Source organism: Micromonospora sp. WMMA2032 (assembly GCF_002688545.1).
In the GTDB taxonomy this organism is placed as follows: domain Bacteria; phylum Actinomycetota; class Actinomycetes; order Mycobacteriales; family Micromonosporaceae; genus Micromonospora; species Micromonospora sediminicola.
Genome location: NZ_CP024052.1, coordinates 5292035 through 5312200, shown reverse-complemented (window position 1 = coordinate 5312200; position 20166 = coordinate 5292035). Strand labels below are relative to the sequence as shown.

The following is a 20166-nucleotide window of genomic DNA, read 5'->3' as shown; positions in this document are numbered from 1 at the left end:
TCAGCCGGCGACGACCGGGGTGACCGCGCGCGGGCGGTCGGTGGTGGCCCGCGCGGCCAGGAAGCCCCGGTACACCGCCTCGTGATCGGCGGCCATCCGTTCCACCGAGAAGTTCTCCGCGACGTGCGCGATGCAGTCCGCCGGGTCCAGGCCGGCCGCCGCCCGCAGGGCCGCCGGCAGCTCGTCGGCGTGGTCGCAGACCAGCCCGGTGACGCCCGGTCGGACCAGTTCCGGCACCGCGCCCCGGCCCAGCGCGACCACCGGCGTACCGGTCGCCATCGCCTCCACCATCACCATGCCGAACGGCTCGGCCCACTGGATCGGCATGATCAGACAGCGGGCGTCGAGCAGCAGCCGCAGCGTGGCCTCCCGGTCCGCGTTCACCACCAGCGTCACGTCGGAGTCCAGCATCGGCTCGACCACCTGTTCCAGGTAGCGGCGCTCGGCCGGCTCGTGGCACTTGCCGGCCAGGGTGAGCGGCAGCCCGGCCGCGCGGCAGGCCCGGATCGCCACGTCCGGGCCCTTGTCCGGGCTGAACCGGGCGAGCCAGAGCACCGGCCCGGCCCCCGGCGACCGCTTGCGCGGGACGTCCCGCAGCGGCATCGCGTTGTGCACCGTGCCGACCCACGGCAGGCCCGGGTTGGCCCGACGCTGGGCGTGCGAGATCGCGATCAGGCCCACGCCCCGGTCGGTGTTGCTGAGCACCGTGCCGTACTCGCCGACCGGGTTGCCGTGCACCGTGGCCACGGTGGGGACGCGGCGGCGGCCGGCCACCATCGGGCCGATGGTGGTGTGGTCGTGCACCAGGTCGAAGTCGGCCGGGTCCACCAGGCGGTCGACGTGGGCCAGGTGGGCCAGCTCGGGCAGCGACTCGCCGAGCCGGTCGTACTGCAACTCCGCGCAGGTGGAGACGAAGCGGGCGTTCGTGCCGTGCTCCGTGCCCGCGCCGAACAACGTCACCGCGTGCCCCCGGTCGATCAGCGCGTCGACCAGCCCGGCCACCAGCGTCTCCAGCCCGCCGTACCCGGGTGGCGGCACCGAGAGCCACGGCGGCACCACCATCGCGATCCGGAGAGGTCCGGTCCACGCGCGGTCCGGCTGGTTCACGGCCACGAGCCCTCCCCGTTGGTCCCCGGCGTACCCGATCGGCGGCGGGTTCCCGACCCGACCGGCGGTAAACGGCGGCGCCGCCGGCCCTCGGCCGACGGCGACGGCGGGCGGCCGACGCTCAGTCGGTCACCACGATCCCGACGTGCACCTCCCGTACGCCGGGCAGGGCCCAGGCCGCCCGTTCCGCCTCCTCCCGCTGCCACCAGGCGCGCACCACGCCGGCGAGCACCACGGTGTCGCCCTCGACCCGGGCGTCGACGCGTTCGGTCCCGGTCCGCCGGACGAGCAGGCGGCGCAGGTCACGGCGGTTCTGCTCGTCGCTGGGCGGAGTCGGCGGGCGCACCTCGACCAGGTTGGTCACCCCGCGTACGCCCCGCAGCCGGCGCAGCTCGCGTTCGGCGGTCCGACGCTGGAAGCCGTACTCCACCTCGCCGCGGAGCATGACCCAGCCGTCGGCGACGGTCACGTCCAGCCGCTCGGCCGGCACGAAGCTGTCCCACTCCAGCGCCCGGCTGGCCGCGATCGCGATGTCGGCGTCGGTACGCCGGTCCGTGACCGGCAGGTCGACGTCGAGTTCGCTGGCGACGGCACGCACCCCGCGTACCCGGTGCGCGCAGCGCTCGGCCGCCCAGCGCCGGGCGTAGCTGTCCACGTGGCCGGTGAGCGTGACCACGCCGTCGGCGACGGTCACGCCGATCTCGGTGGGCCGGGTCTGCGCGTCCCAGTCCAGCTCGGCGAGGACGTCCCGCTGGATCTCCTGGTCGGTGCGTACGGCGACGGTGGTGGTCATGTCCCGAGGGTGCCGCCGGTGGGGGTGAGCCCGGGTCACCCGGACCGGGTGAGGCACGAAAAAGGGCGGCGGGTGACGGAGCCAACCCCCTTGGCTCCGTCACCCGCCGCCCGGGAGGGAGGCAGGTCTCGCGGACTATGACGTCTCGGCGAGCGTCACGGTTGCCGTCTCGGCCGATCCGTTTCGCTTGTACTGGACCTCGACCCGGTCGCCGACCTTGCCGGCCTGCACGGCGCCGACCAGATCGTTGGAGTCGTTGACCACCGTGTCGCCGAACTTGGTGATCACGTCGCCCCGCTGGAGCCCGGCCTTCTCGGCGGCGCTGCCCGGCGTGACGGCGGCGACCAGGGCGCCGCCGTCCTCGGCGGCGTTCACGCTCACCCCGAGCGACGGGTGGCTGACCTTCTCGCCCCGCTGGAGCTTCTCGGCCACGTCCTTGGCCTTGTTGCTCGGGATGGCGAAGCCGACGCCGATGTTGCCGTTGCTGCCCTGCCCGGCGGTGGCGATCGCGGTGTTGATCCCGATCACCTCGCCCCGGGTGTTGACCAGCGCGCCGCCGGAGTTGCCCGGGTTGATCGGCGCGTCGGTCTGCAGCAGCCCGGAGATCGAGCTGGCGCCCTGCTGCGGGTTCTGCTGCTGGCCGCCCTCGCCGGCGGCGATGGTGCGGTCGCGGGCGCTCAGGATGCCGGCGGTCACCGAGCCCTGGAGGCCGAGCGGGCTGCCCAGGGCGAGCACCTGGTCGCCGACCTGCATGGCGTCGCTGTCGCCGAACTTCGCCGCCTTCAGGTTGCTCACGCCGCTGGCCTGGACCACCGCGAGGTCGGTCTTCGGGTCGGTCCCGACGATCTTCGCCGAGGCGGTCTTGCCGTCGGCGAAGACCACCTTGACGGTGTCCCCGCCGGCGGAGGCGACCACGTGGTTGTTGGTCAGCACGTACCCGTCGGCGCTGAGGATCACCCCGGAGCCCTCACCGCTGTTCGTCATGATCGTGACGATGCTGTCCTGGACCGCAGCCGCGATCTTGGGCAGGTCGGCGCTGTTGATCACCGGGGCGGCGGAGTAGGTGCGGGTGACGCCGCCGCCGTCGTCGAGCGCGAGGGCCAGCGCGCCGCCGGCCACGCCCGAACCGAGCATCAGGGCCAGCGCCAGCGCGCCCGCGCCGACGAACTTGCCGGCCCGGCTCGGCCGCGCCGGCTGGTGCGGACCCCACGGCGGGACCGGCTGCCCGGCCTGGTGCGGGTACTGCTGGTGCGGCTGGGCCTGGTAGGTCGGTACCGGGCCGGCGGAGTGCGGCGACGACGGGTAGCCGGCGCTGCCCTGCTGCGCCCAACCGCCCTGGTGCTGGCCCCCGTACCACGGGTAGGGCTGCTGCGACTGCCCGGAGACCGGGTACGGCGGGGCGGACGGCGTCGCGGCGGACGGCCCGTACGGGTGGCCCGGCGAGCCGGCGGGGGTGCTCTGGCCGCCGTGGGCTGCCGGGTCGGCCTGGGCGCCGGCGGCGGCCGGCGAATCCGGGCCGGGCCGGGTCGCCCACCCCGACGGAGTCGGCGTGTCGGGAGAGCCGGCGTGGGCTGTGGTTCCGGCGGCCGGGGAGTCGGCCGGAACCGGCGCGGCGGCCGGGGTGGTGGTGGAGTCCGACGTCCCGCTCTCGACGCGGGGCAGCTCGGCGGTGTGGTGCGACGGCTCGGCGTCGGCGGGGGCCGGCGACCGCTGCGGATCGGTCTCGTGCTCGGTCATGACACCAGCTTTCCCCGTGGCACTGTCACCAGCCTGGAATCCGCCTGAATGTTTTCTGTAAGTCACTCGCCCGGCTCCGGCGACTCCGGCAGCAGCGGCAGCTTCACCCGGAACGTGGCGCCCCCGCCCGGCGTCTCGGCCGCCTCGACCGTGCCGTGGTGCGCCGCCACCAGCGCGGCGACGATGGCCAGGCCGAGCCCGGTGCTGGTCGGCCCGCCGGCCCGCCGGGTCCGGGCGGCGTCCACCCGGTAGAACCGCTCGAAGACCCGTTCGGCCTGCTCCGGCGTCAGGCCGGGCCCGGTGTCCGCGACCTCCACCACGGCGACGTTGCCGGTCTCCGCCCGCAGCCGCAGCGTCACCGCGGCGTCCGACGGCGTGTGGGTGAGCGCATTGGTCATCAGGTTGCCGATCACCTGGCGCAGCCGGGCGTCGTCGCCGAGCACCACCAGCGGGCCGGAACCCGGTTCCCGCTCCAGCTCGATCCGCCGGTCCGGATCCACCACCCGGGCCGCCTCCACCGCGTCCGAGGCCAGCACCGGCAGCTCCACCGGGGCCAGCGCGATCGGCCGCTCCCGGTCCATCCGGGCCAGCAGCAGCAGATCCTCGACCAGCAGCCCCATCCGGGACGCCTCGTCCTCGATCCGGCGCAGCAGGTCGGCGGTCTGCTCCGGCTCCCGCGCCGCGCCCTGCCGGTACAGCTCGGCGAAGCCCCGGATGGTGGTCAGCGGGGTACGCAGCTCGTGCGAGGCGTCCGCGATGAACTGCCGCATCCGCTCCTCCGAGCGGCGGGCCCGCGCCTCCGACGCCTGCGCCGAGGCGGCCGCGTCCCGGGCGCCCATCTCGGCGCTGCGCGCCGCCGCCTCGGAGGCGGCCCGCGCGGTGAACGCGGCCTCGATCTGGGCCAGCATCGCGTTCAACGCCCGGGAGAGCCGGCCCAGCTCGGAGGTCGGGCAGGCCCGCCCCTCCTCCGGGTCGGGCACCCGCCGGGTCAGGTCGCCGCCGGCGATGGCCGCCGCGGTCCGCTCGATCTCCACCAGGGGCTTCAGGCTGGTACGCACGATGCCCGCACCCACCGACGCCAGGATGATCATCACCGCTCCACCGACCAGCAGGTCTATCCAGAGCAGCTGCCGGACGGAGAGATCGACGTCGTCGAGGTTCTGGCCGACCACCCGGTACGAGTCGTCGCCGTCCTGCCGCACCATCAACCGCCACCGGACCCGCTTGTCGGCGCCGTCGTCGGTGAACGCTTCCCCGTTGGCGTGCTCGTCGTACCAGCTCTGCTGGCCGATGCCCGCCGGCAGGTCCTGGTCGTCGAGCGCGCGGTCGCGTGCCACCTTGCCCTGCCGGACGGTGCTGTTCCACTGCGCGACCAGGTAGTCGGTCGGAAGCGTGCTCAGGTTCTCCTGGCTGACCGTCACACCGCGGTCGAGCTGGTCGTCCAGCTCGCCGTCGATCCGGCCCACCAGATAGTCGTGCAGGAAGTACGCGGTGGAGACGCTGATGACCAGCAGTGCCCCGCCGACCAGTGCCAGCACGGCGGTGACCAGCTTGAGCCGGAGCGGGATCCCGCGCAGCCAGCCCTTCGCGTCGTGGACGGCGCTCACGCCGCCGGCTTGCGGAGCACGTAACCCACCCCGCGCAGGGTGTGGATCAGCCGGGGCTGGGTGTTGTCGACCTTGCGCCGCAGGTAGGAGATGTAGGACTCGACGATGTTGTCGTCACCGCGGAAGTCGTAGTTCCAGACGTGGTCGAGGATCTGCGCCTTGCTGAGCACCCGGTTGGCGTTGAGCATGAGGTAGCGCAGCAGCTTGAACTCGGTCGGCGACAGCTGCACCCGCTGGCCGGCCCGGTGCACCTCGTGCGTCTCCTCGTCCAGCTCCAGGTCGGCGAAGGTGAGCCGGGACGGCGCGTGCTCGCCGGTCGCGGTGCGCCGCAGCACGGCCCGGATCCGGGCGGTCAACTCCTCCAGGCTGAACGGCTTGGTGACGTAGTCGTCGCCGCCCAGGGTCAGCCCACGGATCTTGTCGTCGGTGGCGTCCCGCGCGGTCAGGAACACCACCGGGGTACGCGTGCCACCCTCGCGGAGCATCCGGATGACCTCGAAGCCGTCGAGGTCGGGCAGCATCACGTCGAGCACGACCAGGTCGGGCCGGTGGTCCTTGGCGGCGTGCAGCGCGGCGCTGCCGCTGGTCGCCGTCGCCACGTCGAAACCGGCGAAGCGCAGGCTCGCGGAGAGCAGTTCGAGGATGTTGGGATCGTCCTCGACGACGAGCAGTCGGGCCTCGGTCTGGGTAGCCGCCATGGCTCCCATCATCCGTGCTCCGGCTGCGGTCGCGCTGGGCGCCACCTGGAAACAACCTGTGAGCTCAGCGGAGCAGTCGTCGCAGCCCGTCGAGCGCGCCGTCGAGCACCCGGATCGCGGTGCGGAGCTGGTTGTCGCTGAGCCGCCCGGCCCGGACCAGGGCGCCCACCTCGACCGTGAACGCGGCCAGCCGCGTGTCGAACTCGGCGAGCAACGGCGACTCGGCCGGGCCGGGCGGGCTCCCGTCGCCGCCCGGGCGCGGGGGCGGGGGCGGGGGTGTCCAGCGGCCCTGCCGGGTCTGCCGGGCCACCTCGCGCAGCTCCCGCTTCAGGTCGCGCACCGAACCGCGTACCTCGGTGCGGATCTCGCCGGCGAGCGCCGAGAGGTCCTCGACGGAGGCGCTGATGTCGGCCTCCAGGGTGGCCAGCTCGTCGGCCCGCTGCCGCAGCTCGGCCCGACCGGCGTCGGTGATCTCGTAGACCTTGCGCCCACCCACGGCGGTGTGGGTCACCAGACCCTCCACCTCCAGCCGCTGGAGCCGGGGATAGATGGTGCCGGCGCTGGGCGCGTAGAGGCCGAGGAAGCGCTCCTCCAGCAGGCGGATCAGCTCGTAGCCGTGCTTGGGCCCGTCGTCGAGGAGCTTGAGCAGGTAGAGCCGGAGCCGCCCGTGACTGAACACGGCGGTCACGGCAGGTCCTCCACGTCGTCGGCGTCCGCGACCGGGCGGGCCAGCAGCGCGATGCTGCCGGACGTCGCGGACGCCCAGAGCTTACCGGCGCCCCCGCCGAGCACCCCGTGGCTGTCCTTGACCGCGCCGAAGCCGTGCTGACCGCCGCAGATCTGCGGGAAGCCGCTGGTGATCCGGCCGGAGGTGGTGTGCAGGTGCACGCTGAGGTCGCTGTCCTCGCGGACCCGCACGGTGATGCTGCCGGAGATGGCGCTGAGCCGGATCTCACTGCCGCGCGGGTTGTCCAGGTCGCAGGTGATCGAGCCGGACACCGCGTGGGCGCGGACCCGCTCGGGCGCGCTGTCGGCCAGGATCAGCTCGCCGGAGACCGTCTCCAGGTCGAGGTCGCCGCCGATGCCGAGCGCCTCCACCGGGCCGGAGACGACCTTGGCGGTGGTGCGGCCACGTAGCCCCATCAGGGTGACCTGGCCGGAGGTGACGTCGACCCGGGTGTCGCGACGCAGTCCAGAGGCGACCAGCGCGCCGTCGACCAGGTGCAGGTCGGCCAGCGCCTCGGCCGGCACCGCCACCGACACCTCGGCGCGGTAGCGGCGGCGGAGCTGACCCAGCCACCAGAGCACGCCCGGCCAGTGGGTGGTCCGCTCGTGCCGGACGGTCAACCGGCCGTCGCGCAGCTCGACCACGAGGGGTCGGCGGCTGATCCGGGTGACGTCGATCCGGGCCGGGCCGTCGGTGGCCACCACGTTGAGCCGGCCGCTGACCAGCCGGACCTCGAGCCGGGTGACCGGCTCGTCCAGGGTGAGCCGTTGCGGGCTGTCGACCGTCCAGCTGGCCATGGGTCCTCCCCTCGTCGCGCGCCCCCCGATGGCACGCCCGGTGAAGGAGAACTATAACGCGATACATCGCGACTGAACAAGTCCCTATCGCGACCGTATCGCGTCTCCCCTCGCACTTCCCCCGTTGACCAAGGAGTTCGCGTCGACTTCCGGCAAGACCGCCGACGCAAACTCCTTGATCAACGAGACGAGTCCCCGGACCGGGAAGCCCGGGACGTCAGCCCGAGGCCGGCCTCGGTCGTCCACCGTCCGGGGCCGCGAGGCTCCGCTCACGCTGCGGACGCCGAGATCTTGGTACGAAAGGGCCCTCATAGGGGCCGTTCTGTACCAAGATCTGCGGACGTTCTGAGAGGTGGAAGATCGATCCCTTTGGGTGGAAGGGTTCCGGGGGGGGTGAAGCGCGAACCGCTGTCGGCGGGAGGGGGGCGGGGCGGGGCGGTGCGGTGCGGTGACGCGGCGGCGGGGTGGTGGTCAGGCGACCAGGTCGAGGTCCGGCCCGGCCACGCCCGACGGCGACGGCACGACGCCCGGGGAGGACGAAACGTCGGCCCGGGACACGACATCGATGAGGGAGCGGGACCGGGGTGCCGACAAGAGCGAATACACGGTCGGGCCACCGAGCACGGGGGCGGGACGGGCCACCCGGGTCCGGGTGGGCGGGGCCGGGTGGACGGCGGACTCGGCGGCTCGGGCCAGCAGCCGCCGGTCCGCCCCGTCGGCCGGGTGCAGGGCGGCCGTCACGGTCACCGCCACGGTCAGGTCCCGGGCCGCCAACACCCGGCGCACCGACGCCCAGAGCGTCTCCTCGCCCAGGAACGCGGGCAGCGTGCTCGGGTCGCCGGCGTACCGGTAGGCGAGGCCGAGCGGCACCACGGGCGCCCCGGCGACGACCGCGGCCTCGAACATCGCCGGTCGGAAGCCCCGGGCGGGGCGGCAGTCCGTCGCCGCGCCGCACCAGGTCGTGCCCTCCGGGAACACCGCCACCGGGTGCCCGGCGCGCAACGCCCCGGCCACCCGGTCGACCGTGGCCGGCAGTTCGCGCGGTCGGGACCGGTCCACGAAGACGGTGCCCGCCGCGGCGGCCAGCGCGCCGACCACCGGCCAGCTCCGGACCTCGCGCTTGGCCAGCATCCGGGCCGGCGCGACGGCGAGCACCGCGAGGATGTCCAGCCAGGAGACGTGGTTGGCGACCAGCAGCGCGCGGCGGCGCGGCGGCCGGCCCCGGACCGTCAGCCGGACGCCGAGGGCGCGCAGCGTTCCCCGGGCCCAGCGTCGCAGCGCCGCCCGCCGGTCGGCCGCCGGCAGCAGCGGCAGCACCGCCGCCAGGCCGGCCCCGGCCAGCAGCATCCCGAGTACGCCGAGCAGCCGCCCGGTCCGGCGCGCCCACGACACGTCCGGCGCGGCGGGCGGCGGCAGGCAGTCCGGCCCGCAGCCCGAGGCGGGCCGCCAGAGCCCCTCGGCGGTCACGAGCCGGCCTCGCCGAGGAAGTGCTTCAGGTAGCGCGGATTCATCCGGTCCAGCGAGAAGAGCACGTAGAAGTCGGCGCAGCCGAAGTCCGGGTCGTACGCGGGCTCGCCGCCGACCCACGCGCCGAGCCGCAGGTAGCCGCGGAGCAGCGGCGGCACGAGCGCGCGGCGTTCGGCGGGGGTGAGCGTGGCGGGGTCGACGGCGGCCGACGCCTCGGCGAGCCAGGGCCGGCGCGGGGTGACCCGCAGCGGCGGCGGGGCGAGGTGCCGCGCCCGCACCTGCGCCCACACCTCGGCGGCGGCGGTCCCCCCGTCGGCGACCGGCACCGAGGCGCAGCCGCCGAGCCAGCGCGAGCCACGCAGGTGCAGGTAGCGGCAGATCCCGGCCCACATCAGGTTGATCACCGCCCCGGTGCGGTGGTCCGGGTGCACGCAGGAGCGCCCCGCCTCGACCAGGTCGTCGTGGAGCGGGGCGAGCGGGGCCAGGTCGAACTCGCCGTCGGCGTACCGCCGGTCGGTGCGTCCGGGCGGCAGCAGCCGGTAGGTGCCGACCACCTCCTCGGTGCCCTCGCGGACCACCACCAGGTGGTCGCAGTGGGCGTCGAACTCGTCGGCGTCGAGCCCGGCGGACCCCGGCGGCAGGGTGGCGCCGAGTTCGCTGGCGAACACCTCGTGGCGCAGGCGTTGCGCGGCCGCGACCAGGGTCGGGTCGTCGGCGATCAGCAGGGTGTAACCGCTGGTCGTGAGCGGTGCGCCAGCGGCGTGCAGAACGGCCATGGGTCCTGTGTAAGGGCCCCGGGTTGCCGCCCCCGGGGTGAGGGGTGTCGATCCGGTGAACGCCCGTCGGCGGCGGCGTGCGCGAACCGGTGACGGCGGGTGTGCGAGGCTGCCGGGCGACCGCCGACGACGGCGCCGGCGGCGCACGGAACCCGGAGGTGCACATGCTCGTCGAGGCCCGCTTCCACGGACCGGACGGCTCGGGCAACGGCGGCTGGAGCGCCGGGATCTTCGCCGCGCTGATCGACGACCGGGGGCCGGTGGAGGTCACCCTGCGCCGACCGCCGCCGCTGGACACCCCGCTGACCGCCGGCGACGGCGAGGTGCGCGACCCGGAGGGCCGGCTGGTCGCCGAGGTACGCCGGGTCGCGCCGGTCGACGCGGTCGTGCCGCCGGTGGACCGGGCGACGGCCGAGCAGGCCGCGCGGGCGTACCCCGGTCTGGTGGACCACCCGTTCCCCGGCTGCTACGTCTGCGGGCCGACACGCCCGGACGGGCTGCGGATCTTCCCCGGCCGGCTGCCCGACGGGCGGACCGCCGCGCCGTTCCGCGCGCCGGCCGAGGTGGTGCCGGCGACGGTCTGGGCGGCGCTGGACTGCCCGGGCGGCTGGGCGGTGCTCTCCGCCGGCCGCCCGTACGTGTTGGGCCGGATCGCCGCGCAGGTCACCGCGCTGCCGCGGCCCGGCGACGAGTGCGTGGTGACCGGCCTCGCGGTGGGCGGCGAGGGGCGGAAGGCGGAGGTGCACACCAGCCTGTACGGGCCGGACGGCGCCCTGCTCGGCCGGGCCCGTGCCACCTGGGTCGCGGTGCCGGCGGGCTGATCTCCTCCCTGAGGAGGACGGCGCGTACGCATCCCGCCTGATTGACCCCCTTGCGCCGGGTTGGAAGGCTGTGCGGGGCGCCCCCGCAACGGCGCCCCCACCGGCGTGCGTCCAGCGCGCCGGGGCAGGAGAGGAGAATGATGTCCGACGGGCAGCCACGCCCCAGTGCCGCGACCGGCCAGATCATCGTGTCCGGCCTGACCAAGCAATACAAGAACGTCCGGGCGGTCGACAACCTGTCGTTCACCGTCGAGCCGGGCCGGGTCACCGGCTTCCTCGGCCCGAACGGCGCCGGTAAGACGACCACCCTGCGCATGTTGCTCAACCTGGTCACGCCGACCGCCGGCACGGCCACCATCGGCGGCCACCGGTACGCCGACCTGACCGACCCGCTGCGCACGGTGGGCGCGGTGCTGGAGGCGTCCAGCGCGCACAAGGGCCGCACCGGCATCAACCACCTGCGGGTGATCTGCGCGGCGGCCGGGCTGCCGAAGGAGCGGGCGGACGAGGCGCTCGCCCTGGTCGGGCTCTCCCCGGCGGCGAAGCGCAAGTTCAAGGGCTACTCGCTGGGCATGAAGCAGCGGCTCGGGATCGCCGCCGCGATGCTCGGCAACCCGCAGGTGCTGATCCTGGACGAGCCGGCCAACGGCCTCGACCCGGAGGGCATCCGCTGGATGCGCGGCTTCCTCAAAGGGCTGGCCGCCGAGGGTCGTACCGTGCTGGTCTCCAGCCACCTGCTCTCCGAGATGCAGCTGCTCGCCGACGACGTGGTGATCATCGCGGCCGGCAAGCTGGTCCGGCAGGGTCCGGTCGAGCAGGTGATGGGCTCGATGACGCACGGCGCCCGGGTGCGGGTGCGCACCCCGCAGGCGGACGAGCTGGCCGCGGCGCTGCGCGAGCAGTCCGCCACGGTCGACGCCGACCCGCACGGCGCGCTCCTGGTCGGTGGCGTGGACGCGCCGACCGTGGGCCGCGTCGCGCTGGCGGCAAAGGTGGAGCTGCACGAGCTGACCACCGAGCGCCCCGACCTCGAAGGGGTCTTCCTGGAGCTGACGGCCGGAAAGGCGGAGATCCGATGACGCTGGTCCGATCCGAACTGCTCAAGATCCGCACCACCAGCACCTGGTGGATCTTCGCGCTGATCAGCGTTCCCCTGTGGGGGCTCGCGCTGCTCTTCAACTGGCTGCAGACCGACGCGCTGGCCAGCGGCAACGTCGGCGACGTGCCGGCCGACCAGGCCGACCAGGTGCAGGCGGTATCCAGCGCCGACAGCATCGCGGCCAACCTCTACACGAACGGGCAGTTCTTCGGGCTGCTCATCGTGATGCTGCTCGGCATCGTGGTGGTGACCAGCGAGTTCTTCCACCAGACGGTGACCACCACGTTCCTCACCGCGCCGCACCGCACCGCGGTGATGCTGGCCAAGCTGGCCGCCGCCGGTGTGCTGGCGCTGCTGTTCTGGATCGGCACCACGGTGCTCAACCTGATCTTCGCGCCGCTGATCCTGAACGCCACGGACGTCGGCGCGCAGTTCGGCAGCGGGGCGGTCTGGCGCGCGGTGGCCCTCAACGGGCTGGCCTACCTGCTCTGGTCGGTGCTCGGCGTCGGGCTCGGCGTGCTGATCCGCAGCCAGATCGGCGCCACCGTGACCGGCATCCTGCTCTACCTGGGTGGCACCATCGGCGCGGCCATCGCCATCGGCCTGCTGGCGCAGCGGTTCGGCGACTGGATCAACCAGCTCCAGCTGCTGGTGCCGTCGCTGGCCTCCGGCCTGATGGTCAGCGGCGCCGAGATCCCCGGCAACCCACCCCGGTGGGCGGGTGCCGCGGTGCTCATCGGGTACGCGGTGGTGACCGGCGCGATCGGCGTGCTGACGATCCGCCGGCGCGACATCTCCTGAGTCGCCGCGCTCCGTGGCCCCGGCCGGTGACCCCGTGTCACCGGTCGGGGCCGCCGTCGTCTAGCAGGAGTCGCCGGATCACGCAGCGTTTGCCGAACTTCTGGCATCTTCTGTGAAACGGGCCACCAGCCGGAGGCGAGAATGCCTGCGGCAATCGCACGGCGTAGCCTGGGATCCGTCTTCCGTGCCCCGGCGAAGCGGGCACGGGAGCCACCGCGTGACATTCACAACCGCGTGAAAGAGGCGATTAGCGGCCGTGTCGACCCAGCAGACATCGCAGGAGAACCCACTGGCGGGTTTCGGCCCGAACGAGTGGATCGTCGAGGAGATGTACCAGCGCTACCTCGCCGACCCCTCGAGCGTCGATTCGGCCTGGCACGACTTCTTCGCCGACTACCGGCCGGCGCCGGGCTCCGCCACACCGCGCCCGGAGGCGCCGGCCAAGCCGGCCGCCAAGCCCGAGCCCGCGGAGCAGCAGGAGGCCGTCGCCACGGTCACCGAGCAGCCCGCCCCCGCCAAGGCCGCCCCCGCCGCTCCGGCCAAGCCGGCCGCCAAGCCCGCTGCCAAGCCGGCGGCGAAGGCGCCCGAGCCGGCCCCGGCGAAGAAGGCCGCTCCGGCCAAGCCGGCCGCGAAGGCGCCGACCGCGAGCGCCGCCGGCACCACCCCGCTGCGCGGCGTGGCCGCCAAGATCGTCCAGAACATGGACGCCTCGCTCTCCGTCCCCACCGCCACCAGCGTGCGCTCCGTCCCGGCCAAGCTGCTGGTGGACAACCGCATCGTGATCAACAACCACTTGGCCCGCGGCCGTGGTGGCAAGGTCAGCTTCACCCACCTGATCGGGTACGCGATGGTCCGGGCGCTGGTCGAGCACCCGGAGATGAACAACTCCTTCGCCGAGGTCGACGGCAAGCCGGCGATGGTCCGCCCGGAGCACGTCAACCTGGGCATCGCCATCGACCTGGTCAAGCCGGACGGCTCCCGCAACCTGGTCGTGCCGTCCATCAAGGCCTGCGAGCAGATGGACTTCCGGCAGTTCTGGCAGGCGTACGAGGACGTGGTCCGGCGCGCCCGCCGCAACGAGCTGACCATGGAGGACTACTCCGGCACCACCATCTCGCTGACCAACCCGGGCGGCATCGGCACGGTGCACTCGATCCCGCGCCTGATGCAGGGCCAGAGCGCCATCATCGGCGTCGGCGCGATGGAATACCCGGCGCCCTACCAGGGCATGAGCGAGGCCACCCTGGCCGAGAACGCGGTCAGCAAGGTCATCACGCTGACCAGCACCTACGACCACCGGATCATCCAGGGCGCGCAGTCCGGCGAGTTCCTCAAGGTGATGCACGAGCTGATGCTCGGCGAGCGCGGCTTCTACGACGAGATCTTCACCTCGCTGCGGATCCCGTACGAGCCGGTGCGCTGGATGCGCGACGTGGCCGTCGACAGCGAGGGCCAGATCAACAAGACCGCGCGGGTGCACGAGCTGATCCACGCGTACCGGGTGCGCGGCCACCTGATGGCCGACACCGACCCGCTCGAGTTCAAGATCCGCAAGCACCCCGACCTGGACGTGCTCCAGCACGGGCTGACGCTGTGGGACCTCGACCGGGTCTTCCCGGTCAACGGCTTCGCCGGCCAGCAGCGGATGAAGCTGCGCTCGATCCTCGGCGTGCTGCGTGACTCCTACTGCCGCCGGGTCGGCATCGAGTACATGCACATCCAGGACCCGGAGGAGCGGCGCTGGATCCAGGAGCGGGTCGAGCGCAAGTACGAGAAGCCCAGCACCGACGAGCAGAAGCACGTGCTCAACCGGCTCAACGCCGCCGAGGCGTTCGAGACCTTCCTGCAGACCAAGTACGTCGGCCAGAAGCGCTTCTCGCTGGAGGGCGGCGAGTCGCTGATCCCGCTGCTCGGCGAGGTGCTGGAGTCCTCCGCCGAGGCGGGGCTGGACGAGGTCGTCATCGGCATGGCCCACCGGGGCCGGCTCAACGTGCTGGCCAACATCGTCGGCAAGCCGTACGAGAAGATCTTCTCCGAGTTCGAGGGGCACCTCGACCCGCGCTCCACGCAGGGCTCGGGCGACGTGAAGTACCACCTCGGCCAGAACGGCAAGTTCACCACCCCGGACGGCGAGCACGCGGTCAAGGTGTCGGTGGTGGCGAACCCGTCGCACCTGGAGGCCGTCGACCCGGTGCTGGAGGGCATCGTCCGGGCCAAGCAGGACCGGATCGACCTCAAGCTGGAGGGCTACACCGTGCTGCCGCTGGCGGTGCACGGCGACGCCGCCTTCGCCGGCCAGGGCGTGGTCGCCGAGACGCTCAACCTGTCCCAGCTGCGCGGCTACCGCACCGGCGGCACCGTGCACGTGGTGGTCAACAACCAGGTCGGTTTCACCACCGCCCCGGAGTACAGCCGGTCCAGCCTCTACAGCACCGACGTGGCCCGGATGATCCAGGCGCCGATCTTCCACGTGAACGGCGACGACCCGGAGGCCGTGGTCCGGGTGGCCCGGCTCGCCTTCGAGTACCGGCAGGCGTTCAACAAGGACGTCGTGATCGACATGGTCTGCTACCGCCGGCGCGGGCACAACGAGGGCGACGACCCGTCGATGTCCAACCCCGAGATGTACAAGATCATCGACTCGAAGCGGTCGGTCCGGAAGCTCTACACCGAGGAGCTGATCGGGCGCGGTGACATCACCGTGGAGGACGCCGAGGAGCTGCTGCGCGACTACCAGGGGCAGCTGGAGCGGGTCTTCAAGGCCACCCGGGACGCCGCCACCAGCCCGCGCCAGCTCAGCCGCCCGAAGCGGGAGGACGAGCCGGAGCCGCAGGTCGACACCGCCACCGACGCCGCCGTGGTCAAGGCGATCGGCGAGGCGCACGTCAACCTGCCGGAGGGCTTCACCCCGCACAAGCGGATCCAGCAGCTGCTGGAGCGGCGCCGGAAGATGTCCGTCGAGGGCGGCATCGACTGGGGCTTCGGCGAGATCATCGCGTTCGGCTCGCTGCTGCACGACGGCGTGACGGTCCGGCTCGCCGGGCAGGACTCGCGCCGGGGCACGTTCGTCCAGCGGCACGCCTCGGTGGTCGACTCGAAGACCGGCGACGACTACCTGCCGCTGAAGTCGCTCACCGCCGACGGCGAGCGGTCCCGCTTCTTCGTCCACGACTCGCTGCTCTCGGAATACGCCGCCATGGGCTTCGAGTACGGCTACTCGGTGGAGAACGTCAACGCGCTGGTGGCCTGGGAGGCCCAGTTCGGTGACTTCGTCAACGGCGCCCAGTCGGTGATCGACGAGTTCATCTCCTCCGGCGAGGTGAAGTGGGGCCAGCGCTCCGCGGTCACCCTGCTGCTGCCGCACGGCCACGAGGGGCAAGGGCCGGACCACACCTCCGGCCGCCCGGAGCGCTTCCTCCAGCTCTGCGCCGAGGACAACATGCGGGTGGCCATCCCGACCACCCCGGCGAACTACTTCCACCTGCTGCGTCGCCAGGCTCTGTCGCCCAAGCGCAAGCCGCTGGTGGTGTTCACGCCGAAGTCGCTGCTGCGGCACAAGCTCTGCGTGTCGCCGGTGGAGGACTTCACCACGGGCACCTTCCAGCCGGTGCTGGCCGACACCGCCGCCCCGGCGCCGGAGCAGGTGAAGCGGGTGCTGCTCTGCTCGGGCAAGGTCTACTACGACCTGTTCCAGGCCCGGCAGGAGCGGGGCGTCACCGACACCGCGATCCTCCGGATGGAGCAGCTCTACCCGCTGCCCGTCGAGGAGGTCCGGGCCGCGCTGGCGCAGTACCCGAACGCCGAGGACTTCGCCTGGGTCCAGGAGGAGCCGGCGAACCAGGGCGGCTGGTCGTTCGTCGCGCTCAACCTGCTGGAGCACCTGCCCGAGGTCCGGCTGCGCCGCATCTCCCGCCCGTCCGCCGCCGCCCCGGCGGTCGGCTCGGCGAAGATGCACGAGGTCGAGCAGAACGCGCTGATCGAGGCGGCTCTCCCCCGCCCGTGACATCACCCGCAGCGGCCCGCCCCGACATCGGGGCGGGCCGCTGCCGTACGACGAGAGGAACACCGTGTACTTCACCGACCGTGGCATCGAGGAGCTGGTCGAGCGCCGGGGCGACGAGCAGGTCAGCCTGGAGTGGCTCGGCGAGCGCCTGCGGGACTTCGTCGACCTGAACCCCGAGTTCGAGACCCCGATCGAACGCTTCGCCACCTGGCTGGCCCGCCTCGACGACGAGGACGAGGACTAGTCCCCTCCCTCCCGTCTCCCCCGCGATCGTGCGGTTGCGGCCCGGCAAATGCCCGGACGGCGGCTTTTGTCCGGGCCGTAAGTGCAAGATCGACGAGGGCTGGCCGGGGGGCGAAGGACCCGGGCGCGGGTTCGTGCGATCTTGTAGCGTGAGGTCGTGGCGCGCAGCGTGTACCTGACCAGTGTGGGGTCGGGCGGGGGCAAGTCGACGGTGGCGCTCGGGCTGGCCGAGCTGCTGTCCCGACAGGTCGGGCGGATCGGCGCGTTCCGGCCGCTGGTCGCCGGCGACGGCGCCGACCCGATCCTGGCCCTGCTCACCGAGCGCTACCGGATCGAGCTGCCGGTCGGCGAACTGCACGGCGCCACCTATGCCGAGGCCACCGAGCTGGTCGCGAACGGCCGCCGGGAGGAGCTGATCTCGGCGATCGTGGCCCGCTACCGGGAGGTGGAACGACGCTGCCCCGCCGTCGTGGTGGTGGGCAGCGACTTCGCCGACGGCGACGGCGCCGGCCCCCGCGAACTGGCCTTCAACGCCCGGCTGGCGACCGAGTTCGGCAGCGTCGTGGTGCCCGTGGTGGACGGCTTCGGGCAGCCGCCCGAGGCGGTCGCGGCGGCGCTGCGCGGCGCGTACCACGATCTGGCCGACCTCGGCGCGACGGTGGTCGCGGTGGTCGCCAACCGCGTGCCCGGGCCGATGACGCTGCCCGAGCTGCCGGTCCCCGCGTACGCGATCCCGGAGGTGCCGGCCGTGTCGGCGCCGACGGTGGCCGAGGTGGCGGCGGCGCTCGGGGCCACCCTGCTCGCTGGCGACCAGGCCGCGCTGGACCGCGACGTGCTCGACTACGTGGTGGGCGCCGCACACGTGCCGACGCTGCTGGACCACCTCACCGACGGCGCGCTGGTGATCACCCCGGGCGACCGGGCCGACCTGCTGGTCGCGGCCGGCGCCGCGCACGTGGCGGGGCAGGTGTCGCTGGCCGGGCTGGTGCTCACGCTGGGCGAACAACCCGACCCCCGGGCGATGCGCCTGGTCGAGCGGATGAACACCGGGCTGGCCGTGCTGTCGGTGCCCACCGACAGCTACGACACGGTCGAGGCGTCCAGCCGGATCGAGGGCCGCCCCAGCACGGCCAACCCGCGCAAGGTCGACGCCGCGCTGGGCGCGTTCGAGCGCTGCGTGGACACCGACGACCTGGCCCGCCGGCTGCGGGTCACCCGCTCCGCCCGGGTCACCCCGCTGATGTTCGAGAACGACCTGATCGACCGGGCCCGGGCCCGCCGCCGTCGGCTGGTGCTGCCCGAGGGCGCCGAGGAGCGGATCCTTCGCGCGGCGGAGGTGCTGCTACGCCGGGGTGTCGCCGAGCTGACCCTGCTCGGCCGCCCGGACGAGATCGCCCGACGGACCCGGGAACTGGGCGTCGACGTCGGCGACGCGCAGATCGTCGACCCGGCGACCAGCGAGTGGCGGGACGAGTTCGCCGCCACGTACGCGAAGCTGCGCGCGCACCGGGGCGTGACGCCGGAGCTGGCGCACGACATCGTGGCGCAGCCCAACTACTTCGGCACGATGATGGTGCAGACCGGCCACGCGGACGGAATGGTCTCCGGGGCGACGCACACCACGGCCGCGACCATCCGGCCGGCGTTCGAGATCATCCGGACCGTGCCCGGCGTCTCGGTCGCGTCCAGCGTCTTCTTCATGCTGCTCGCCGACCGGGTGCTGGTCTACGGCGACTGCGCGGTCAACCCGGACCCGGACGCGGCCCAGCTCGCCGACATCGCCATCTCCTCCGCCGACACCGCGGCCCGGTTCGGCATCGAGCCGCGGGTGGCGATGCTGTCGTACTCGACCGGCAGCTCCGGCGCCGGCGCGGACGTGGAGAAGGTCGCGGCGGCCACCGAGCTGGTCCGCGAGCGGCGGCCGGAACTGCTGGTCGACGGCCCGATCCAGTACGACGCGGCGATCGACCCGCAGGTCGCCGCGACCAAGCTGCCGGACAGCCCGGTGGCGGGACGCGCCACGGTGTTCATCTTCCCGGACCTGAACACTGGCAACAACACGTACAAGGCGGTGCAGCGCTCGGCCGGCGCGGTCGCGGTCGGCCCGGTCATGCAGGGCCTGCGCCGGCCGGTCAACGACCTGTCCCGGGGCGCCACCGTGTCCGACATCGTCAACACGGTGGCGATCACCGCCATCCAGGCCGCCGCGGAGGCGTCGGAATGAGCCGCATCCTGGTCCTCAACAGCGGCTCCTCGTCGGTCAAGTACCGGCTGTACGACGGCGACGAGGTGCGCGACAAGGGCACCGTGGAGCGGATCGGCGAACCCGGCGGCGGGCCGGCCGACCACGAGAGCGCGGTCCGGGAGATCATCGAACGGCTCGACCTGACCGGCCTGGCCGCCGTCGGGCACCGGGTGGTGCACGGCGGACGGCGGTTCAGCTCTCCGGTGCTGATCGACGACGCGGTCGTCACCGGGATCGAGGAACTCGTCCCGCTCGCCCCGCTGCACAACCCGGCCAACCTGGCCGGCATCCGGGTGGCCCGGGAGGCGCTGCCGGACACCCCGCAGGTGGCCGTCTTCGACACCGCGTTCCACCACACGCTGCCGGAGGCCGCCGCCACGTACGCGATCGACCGGGAGACCGCCGAGCGCTACGACGTGCGCCGGTACGGCTTCCACGGCACCTCGCACGCGTACGTCTCGCGGCGCACGGCGGAGCTGCTCGACCGGCCGTACGCCGAGCTGAACACGATCACGCTGCACCTGGGCAACGGGGCGAGCGCGTGCGCGGTGGAGGGCGGCCGGAGCGTGGCCACGTCGATGGGCATGTCGCCGCTGGAGGGCCTGGTGATGGGCACCCGCAGCGGCGACCTCGACCCGACCGTCATCTTCCACCTGCGCCGCGAGGGCGGGATGGGCGTGGACGAGATCGACGACCTGCTCAACCACCGCAGCGGCCTGCTCGGGCTGACCGGCGTCAACGACATGCGGGAGGTGCTGGCCCGCCGGGACGCCGGTGACCCGCACGCGGCGCTGGCGTTCGACGTCTACTGCCGCCGGATCACCGGCTACGTGGGGGCGTACTACGCGTTGCTCGGGCGGGTCGACGCGATCGCGTTCACCGCCGGCGTCGGTGAGCACGCCGCGCCCGTCCGGGCGGCGTCGCTGGCCGGGCTGGAACGGCTCGGCGTCGCCGTCGACCCGGGCCGCAACGACGGCACGGGCGACCGGGTGATCTCCCCGGCCGGCGCCGAGGTCACCGTGCTCGTGGTCGGCACCGACGAGGAGCGGGAGATCGCCCGCGAGACCCGCGAGGTGCTCGCCGCCTGACCCCAATCCCGCCTGCCCGACTCAGGACCGCAAACCATGATCGACACCACCTCGCCGAAGTGGCGGGATCATCGGGCCCTGGATGCGGCAACCTCGCCGAACTGGTGTTGATCATGCCCGGCGGAACTGGGGCGGGAGCGGGAGCGCCGGCCCAGGA

Annotated in this window: 16 protein-coding genes; 7 read left to right on the top strand and 9 right to left on the bottom strand. The window is 73.3% G+C overall.

The annotated features are described in order from the left end of the window. The 9 genes from CO540_RS24670 to CO540_RS24630 all read right to left on the bottom strand — a co-directional run bounded on the left by CO540_RS24670 (window position 1) and on the right by CO540_RS24630 (window position 9709). On the bottom strand, window positions 1-1062 hold the full coding sequence (locus CO540_RS24670; RefSeq protein WP_172968069.1) for a glycosyltransferase family 4 protein: 1062 nt from the start codon (window positions 1060-1062) through the stop codon (window positions 1-3). A 166-nt stretch (window positions 1063-1228) separates the two neighbouring features. Next, complete coding sequence (locus tag CO540_RS24665; RefSeq protein WP_099163815.1) at window positions 1229-1900, bottom strand: BON domain-containing protein; 672 nt, start codon at window positions 1898-1900, stop codon at window positions 1229-1231. Between the two features lie 135 nt (window positions 1901-2035). Then, on the bottom strand, window positions 2036-3637 hold the full coding sequence (locus tag CO540_RS24660; RefSeq protein ID WP_099163814.1) for a trypsin-like peptidase domain-containing protein: 1602 nt from the start codon (window positions 3635-3637) through the stop codon (window positions 2036-2038). 62 nt (window positions 3638-3699) lie between these two features. Then, a complete protein-coding gene (locus CO540_RS24655) occupies window positions 3700-5244 on the bottom strand; it encodes a HAMP domain-containing sensor histidine kinase (RefSeq protein WP_099163813.1) in 1545 nt (514 codons plus the stop codon). Further along, entirely contained in the window at window positions 5241-5942 is a 702-nt protein-coding gene (locus tag CO540_RS24650; RefSeq protein WP_088646020.1) for a response regulator transcription factor, read from the bottom strand. Before CO540_RS24650 ends, CO540_RS24655 begins: the two co-directional genes overlap by 4 nt. 64 nt (window positions 5943-6006) lie before the next feature. Further along, window positions 6007-6630 carry a PadR family transcriptional regulator gene (locus CO540_RS24645; RefSeq protein ID WP_099163812.1) on the bottom strand — a complete coding sequence of 208 codons (624 nt, stop codon included), beginning with the start codon at window positions 6628-6630 and terminating at the stop codon, window positions 6007-6009. Further along, entirely contained in the window at window positions 6627-7466 is an 840-nt protein-coding gene (locus CO540_RS24640; RefSeq protein WP_099163811.1) for a DUF4097 family beta strand repeat-containing protein, read from the bottom strand. Before CO540_RS24640 ends, CO540_RS24645 begins: the two co-directional genes overlap by 4 nt. A gap of 471 nt (window positions 7467-7937) precedes the next feature. Then, complete coding sequence (locus CO540_RS24635; protein ID WP_099163810.1) at window positions 7938-8933, bottom strand: lysophospholipid acyltransferase family protein; 996 nt, start codon at window positions 8931-8933, stop codon at window positions 7938-7940. Then, window positions 8930-9709, bottom strand: coding sequence for a GNAT family N-acetyltransferase (locus CO540_RS24630; RefSeq protein WP_099163809.1), 780 nt, complete (start codon window positions 9707-9709; stop codon window positions 8930-8932). The genes CO540_RS24635 and CO540_RS24630 overlap by 4 nt, the downstream gene beginning before the upstream one ends. Window positions 9710-9873: 164 nt before the next feature. Between CO540_RS24630 and CO540_RS24625 the strand changes: the two genes are divergently transcribed. The 7 genes from CO540_RS24625 to CO540_RS24595 all read left to right on the top strand — a co-directional run bounded on the left by CO540_RS24625 (window position 9874) and on the right by CO540_RS24595 (window position 20009). Next, window positions 9874-10530, top strand: a complete 657-nt coding sequence (locus tag CO540_RS24625) for a hypothetical protein (RefSeq protein WP_099164919.1) — start codon at window positions 9874-9876, stop codon at window positions 10528-10530. Between the two features lie 137 nt (window positions 10531-10667). After that, complete coding sequence (locus CO540_RS24620; protein WP_369700213.1) at window positions 10668-11609, top strand: ABC transporter ATP-binding protein; 942 nt, start codon at window positions 10668-10670, stop codon at window positions 11607-11609. Then, entirely contained in the window at window positions 11606-12430 is an 825-nt protein-coding gene (locus CO540_RS24615) for an ABC transporter permease (RefSeq protein WP_099163808.1), read from the top strand. The genes CO540_RS24620 and CO540_RS24615 overlap by 4 nt, the downstream gene beginning before the upstream one ends. A gap of 256 nt (window positions 12431-12686) precedes the next feature. Next, entirely contained in the window at window positions 12687-16433 is a 3747-nt protein-coding gene (locus CO540_RS24610; RefSeq protein ID WP_099163807.1) for a multifunctional oxoglutarate decarboxylase/oxoglutarate dehydrogenase thiamine pyrophosphate-binding subunit/dihydrolipoyllysine-residue succinyltransferase subunit, read from the top strand. 64 nt (window positions 16434-16497) lie between these two features. Beyond that, a complete protein-coding gene (locus CO540_RS24605; RefSeq protein WP_091570976.1) occupies window positions 16498-16677 on the top strand; it encodes a DUF6104 family protein in 180 nt (59 codons plus the stop codon). A gap of 156 nt (window positions 16678-16833) precedes the next feature. After that, window positions 16834-18900 (top strand): phosphate acetyltransferase, encoded by a 2067-nt coding sequence (gene pta, locus CO540_RS24600; protein ID WP_099163806.1) that lies wholly within the window; start codon window positions 16834-16836, stop codon window positions 18898-18900. Continuing rightward, window positions 18897-20009, top strand: a complete 1113-nt coding sequence (locus CO540_RS24595; RefSeq protein WP_099163805.1) for an acetate/propionate family kinase — start codon at window positions 18897-18899, stop codon at window positions 20007-20009. The genes pta and CO540_RS24595 overlap by 4 nt, the downstream gene beginning before the upstream one ends. Window positions 20010-20166 lie beyond the last annotated feature (157 nt).

Excerpts from the sequence above, each read along its gene's own strand:
- CO540_RS24670 (WP_172968069.1), bottom strand. The coding sequence starts at position 1,062 with ATGGTGGTGCCGCCGTGGCTCTCGGTGCCGCCACCCGGGTACGGCGGG.
- CO540_RS24665 (WP_099163815.1), bottom strand. The coding sequence starts at position 1,900 with ATGACCACCACCGTCGCCGTACGCACCGACCAGGAGATCCAGCGGGAC.
- CO540_RS24660 (WP_099163814.1), bottom strand. The coding sequence starts at position 3,637 with ATGACCGAGCACGAGACCGATCCGCAGCGGTCGCCGGCCCCCGCCGAC.
- CO540_RS24650 (WP_088646020.1), bottom strand. The coding sequence starts at position 5,942 with ATGGCGGCTACCCAGACCGAGGCCCGACTGCTCGTCGTCGAGGACGAT.
- CO540_RS24640 (WP_099163811.1), bottom strand. The coding sequence starts at position 7,466 with ATGGCCAGCTGGACGGTCGACAGCCCGCAACGGCTCACCCTGGACGAG.
- CO540_RS24630 (WP_099163809.1), bottom strand. The coding sequence starts at position 9,709 with ATGGCCGTTCTGCACGCCGCTGGCGCACCGCTCACGACCAGCGGTTAC.
- CO540_RS24625 (WP_099164919.1), top strand. The coding sequence starts at position 9,874 with ATGCTCGTCGAGGCCCGCTTCCACGGACCGGACGGCTCGGGCAACGGC.
- CO540_RS24620 (WP_369700213.1), top strand. The coding sequence starts at position 10,668 with ATGATGTCCGACGGGCAGCCACGCCCCAGTGCCGCGACCGGCCAGATC.
- CO540_RS24615 (WP_099163808.1), top strand. The coding sequence starts at position 11,606 with ATGACGCTGGTCCGATCCGAACTGCTCAAGATCCGCACCACCAGCACC.
- CO540_RS24595 (WP_099163805.1), top strand. The coding sequence starts at position 18,897 with ATGAGCCGCATCCTGGTCCTCAACAGCGGCTCCTCGTCGGTCAAGTAC.